The 4,124-nt window shown below is 54.4% G+C and carries 4 protein-coding genes and 1 pseudogene; 2 read left to right on the top strand and 3 right to left on the bottom strand.

Translation table 11 applies throughout. The annotated features are described in order from the left end of the window. Positions 1-149 precede the first annotated feature (149 nt). Positions 150-1,391 carry a serine hydroxymethyltransferase gene (gene glyA / locus ACOYIE_RS09790; protein WP_433412742.1) on the bottom strand — a complete coding sequence of 414 codons (1,242 nt, stop codon included), beginning with the start codon at positions 1,389-1,391 and terminating at the stop codon, positions 150-152. 209 nt (positions 1,392-1,600) lie between these two features. Here glyA and nth point away from each other — a divergent pair, with 209 nt between their 5' ends. Further along, positions 1,601-2,239 (top strand): endonuclease III, encoded by a 639-nt coding sequence (nth, locus tag ACOYIE_RS09785; RefSeq protein WP_433412741.1) that lies wholly within the window; start codon positions 1,601-1,603, stop codon positions 2,237-2,239. 57 nt (positions 2,240-2,296) lie between these two features. Then, the gene (locus tag ACOYIE_RS09780; RefSeq protein ID WP_433412739.1) at positions 2,297-3,043 is read left to right on the top strand and encodes a PepSY domain-containing protein; all 747 of its coding nucleotides are present in this window, start codon (positions 2,297-2,299) and stop codon (positions 3,041-3,043) included. A gap of 65 nt (positions 3,044-3,108) precedes the next feature. Here ACOYIE_RS09780 and ACOYIE_RS09775 read toward each other — a convergent pair whose 3' ends face one another. Both ACOYIE_RS09775 and ACOYIE_RS09770 read right to left on the bottom strand, forming a co-directional pair. Continuing rightward, positions 3,109-3,936: a type III pantothenate kinase gene (locus tag ACOYIE_RS09775; RefSeq protein WP_433412737.1), complete on the bottom strand. Its 828-nt coding sequence runs from the start codon at positions 3,934-3,936 to the stop codon at positions 3,109-3,111. Then, positions 3,927-4,124: pseudogene (locus ACOYIE_RS09770) on the bottom strand (hypothetical protein); the annotation flags it as partial. The pseudogene ACOYIE_RS09770 and the gene ACOYIE_RS09775, both read right to left, overlap by 10 nt.

The raw sequence follows: 4,124 nt of genomic DNA, 5'->3' as shown, positions 1-4,124 counted from the left end.
ACCATATATTCATCTATTTTCAAGGTGTTTTTGTTGAAAACGCCCATTTTTCTCTTTTCCAACGAAAATGCCGAAAAATTTACAAAAAAAGGTTCAGGCAAAAGCCTGAACCTTTTCTGCAAATCCGCCGACATCCTACGGCGTTTTTATCAATAAATCGGATAACGGGAGCAGATTTCGCACACATTCTGACGAATTTCTTCTGCCTTGTTGTCAAAATCCGTTGCCGCCTGCCAGATGAATTCAGCGATGCGGAGCATCTCCGGCTCCTTGAAGCCGCGGGAGGTAACCGCCGGCGTACCGATGCGCTGTCCGGAAGTAACAAACGGGCTCTGCGGGTCGTTCGGGATGGTGTTCTTGTTGGCGGTAATGTATACCTCATCCAGACGATGCTGCAGTTCCTTGCCGGTAACGCCCGTCCCCCGCAGATCCAGCAACATCAGGTGATTGTCCGTACCGCCGGAAACCAGATCAAAGCCCTGATCCAGGAACGCCTTGGCCAGCACCTTGGCATTGGCCACAACCTGCTGCTGATATGCCTTAAATTCCGGCTTGAGCGCCTCACCGAAGCAGACCGCCTTAGCCGCAATCACATGCATAAGCGGGCCGCCCTGTGTGCCGGGGAAAATCGCCTTGTTGAACTTCTTGCCCAGTTCTTCATTGTTGGTCAGAATCACGCCGCCGCGCGGACCGCGGAGCGTCTTATGGGTCGTGGTGGTAACAACGTCCGCATACGGCAGCGGGTTCATATGCAGGCCGGCCGCAACCAGACCCGCGATGTGCGCCATATCGACAAACAGATATGCGCCGACTTCATGCGCAATCTCTGCAAACTTGGCAAAGTCAATCGCACGCGGATAAGCGGACGCGCCTGCAATAATCATCTTGGGCTGCTCTTTCTTCGCCAGGTCACGCAGCGCGTCATAATCAATATAGCCGTTTTCATCTACGCCGTAGGGTACGATATGGTACAGCAGGCCGGACTGGTTCACCGGAGAACCGTGCGTCAGATGGCCGCCGTTGTCCAGACTCATGCCCAGTACCGTATCGCCCGGCTGGCAGAGCGCCTGATAAACCGCCATGTTCGCCTGTGCGCCCGAGTGGGGCTGTACATTGGCATACTTGGCGCCAAAAATTTCACAAACACGTTTGATGGCCAGACTTTCCACTTCGTCCACACACTCACAGCCGCCGTAATAGCGCTTGCCCGGATACCCTTCCGCATACTTGTTGGTAAGCACCGAGCCCATCGCGGCCATAACCGCCTCACTGACGATATTTTCCGAAGCGATCAGCTCAATGTTGCGCTGCTGACGGTCATATTCCGCCTGCATCATCCGGCCCAGCTCGGGATCATATGCCTTTACAAAATCCATTGCCTCGCGTACCATTTTCTAACCTCCATCAACGTGCGTATTTGTTGTTATTCTATAATTAAACCATATTTCCCGCCGTCTTGCTAGTGGCAAACAGATAGATTTTGTTTCTTTTCCCTTGTTTTTTATGTTAAAAATGATTAACCTAAATTTTTTTGTCAAGTCCTTGCATTTTACTGTGTTTTGACTTATAATCAAAATATACCAAATAAGGAGGTGTTTTCGTGACAAAAAAAGAACGCGCGCACGCCGTAACCGAGCTTCTCAAAGAAGTGTATCCGGACGCCGTCTGTGCGCTGCACTATACGCACGACTACGAACTTCTGTTTGCCACGCGGTTATCCGCCCAGTGTACAGACGCGCGGGTAAATATTGTTACCGAAACACTGTTTCGCCAGTTTCCAACGCTGGAAAGTTTTGCACAGGCGCCTGAGGAAGATATTGCCGAGGCAATTAAAACCTGCGGCCTGTTCCGCACCAAAGCGCGTGATCTCAAGGCCTGCGCTATCATGCTGCTCAGCGAGTTTGACGGCAAGGTGCCGGATAATATGGAGGACCTGCTGAAGCTTCCCGGCGTCGGCCGCAAAACGGCCAACCTGATTTTGGGGGATATTTTCGGCCAGCCTGCGATTGTGACGGATACGCACTGCATTCGCCTGTCCAACCGGCTCGGCTTTGTCAAAAACGAAAAAGACCCTGTCAAGGTCGAAAAGGCGCTGCGCGGATTGATCGACCCCGAGGAATCTTCGGATTTCTGCCATCGGCTGGTGCTGTTCGGCAGGGAACATTGTACCGCGCGCAATCCAAAATGCGAAGGGTGCCCGCTCGGCGCAGTATGCCCTTCGTTCCCATTGGCCAGGTAACAGCCGCCTATTTTATCCCAAAACGCTTAAAACATCATACAAAAGGAGGGTTTCCTAGTGAATCAGCAAAAACGCCGCGGATTTTTCACCGGTTTCGCCGCCGCGCTGCTCATCGCGGGGCTGACCGTTTCTGCCGCCAGCGCATATGGCCGCACCATCTCAGTGGAGGATGACATCCGTCTTTCCATCAACGGAGCGACGTTCATTCCGCTGGATATCAACGGCACGGCCGTTGAAGTATTCACCTATAACGGCACAACTTACGCCCCCATCCGTGCCATCTGCGAAGCAGTCGGTCTGGATGTGCAGTACGACGGCCAAAACCGCGTCGCCCGCATCGTGGATACCAGCTCCGGCCAAATGGAGGATTATATCAGCGAAGACGCCGCACGCAAAGCCGCTTTTTCACATGCGGATGTGACCGGCGCTGCGGTAACCAGATCAACCCTCAAGTGGGATGACGGCCGCGCCGTATATGAAATTGATTTCACCGCCGGCAGCGCAGAATACGACTATGAGATTGACGCGCTCACCGGTAAGATACTGGAATACGATATCGACCGCGCCGACAGCCGCCCCAATCAGGGAGCCTCTCCGGCCGACGGGCTGATTTCCGCGGACAAGGCAAAGACCATTGCGCTGACCAAGGCGCCCGGCGCATCCGTCGTTCACTGCCAGCTGGATTATGACGACGGCCGTGCCGTATATGAAATCGAGCTGCGCAGCGGGCGCACCGAATATGACTGCGATATTGATGCCAGAACCGGCGCCGTGCTCGACTGGGATGTTGATTACGACGACTGAACCACGCAAAAGCATCACAAATACAAAATGCCGTGCTGCCCTGTGCAGCACGGCATTTTTATACATCAGTTATCTTCGGGCACTTCAATCAGCGATATTTCACCATCCAGCCGGCAGCCGTCAAAGCTTGCGCGATTGTCCTCGTAAATCAGCCGCAGCCCTTCCAGCGTCAGATTGGGGTCCACCTCGTTGATCAGCGGGCAGTACTCTGCCATCATGCGGCCCATGCCGCCCGTCGCCACCACGCACGCCTTGCCGCCCAGCTCCTGCTGCATATCGGTGATAATACCGGTCAGCGCGCCGACATAGCCGCGCACCGCGCCCGACTGCATCGACTGCACCGTTGTTTTGCCGATTGCCTTTTCCGGACGTTCAATATTGACGCGCGGCAACTTGGAAGCCTTGAGAAACAGCGCTTCCATCGCCACTTTGATGCCCGGAAAAATTGCGCCGCCCTGATAGGCGCCCGTCTCGTCCACCGCGTCAAACGTCGTCGCCGTGCCGATATCCACGATAATCAGCGGTTTTCCATATTTCCGAATGGCCGAAACAGCGTTGACCAGACGATCCGCTCCCACCTCACGCGGGTTATTGTAACGGTTGGCAACGCCCGTATCCACGTCCCGTCCCACAACCAGCGGCTGCACACGCAGATATTTGCGGATGGCGTTGATCAGCGTATACATCACCGGCGGCACAACAGAAGCTATGATCGCCGCGTCCGTCTCCGCACGGTCAATTCCATGGAAATGATAGTACTGCGAAATCTGCATGCCAAGTTCATCCGAGGTGCGCTCGGCATTGGTTGAAATGCGGAATGTGCCGCGCAGTTTTTCTCCCTCATACAGGCCAAACACCATATTGGTATTGCCCACATCTATCGTCAGAAGCATGTATTGTTCCCCTTATTTTCCAATTTCTCGCGTCGCAGCAGGCCGCCGTCTTCCTCCAGCAGTTCCAGCATACGCGCCTGCGTATTTTCAATCGTCAGCCGTGCATAGCTTGCCGGACCGCCGCGCGGCAGGCTGATGCTGCCCGGGTTGCAGACCAAAACGCCATCCATCCGTTCGAGCATCATACG

The organism is Agathobaculum sp. (assembly GCF_050946325.1).
GTDB lineage: Bacteria > Bacillota > Clostridia > Oscillospirales > Butyricicoccaceae > Agathobaculum.
The sequence above is the reverse complement of the archived record's forward strand: the minus strand, read 5'-3'. Positions and strand labels throughout refer to the sequence as shown.

Excerpts from the sequence above, each read along its gene's own strand:
- glyA (WP_433412742.1), bottom strand. The coding sequence starts at position 1,391 with ATGGTACGCGAGGCAATGGATTTTGTAAAGGCATATGATCCCGAGCTG.
- ACOYIE_RS09775 (WP_433412737.1), bottom strand. The coding sequence starts at position 3,936 with ATGCTTCTGACGATAGATGTGGGCAATACCAATATGGTGTTTGGCCTG.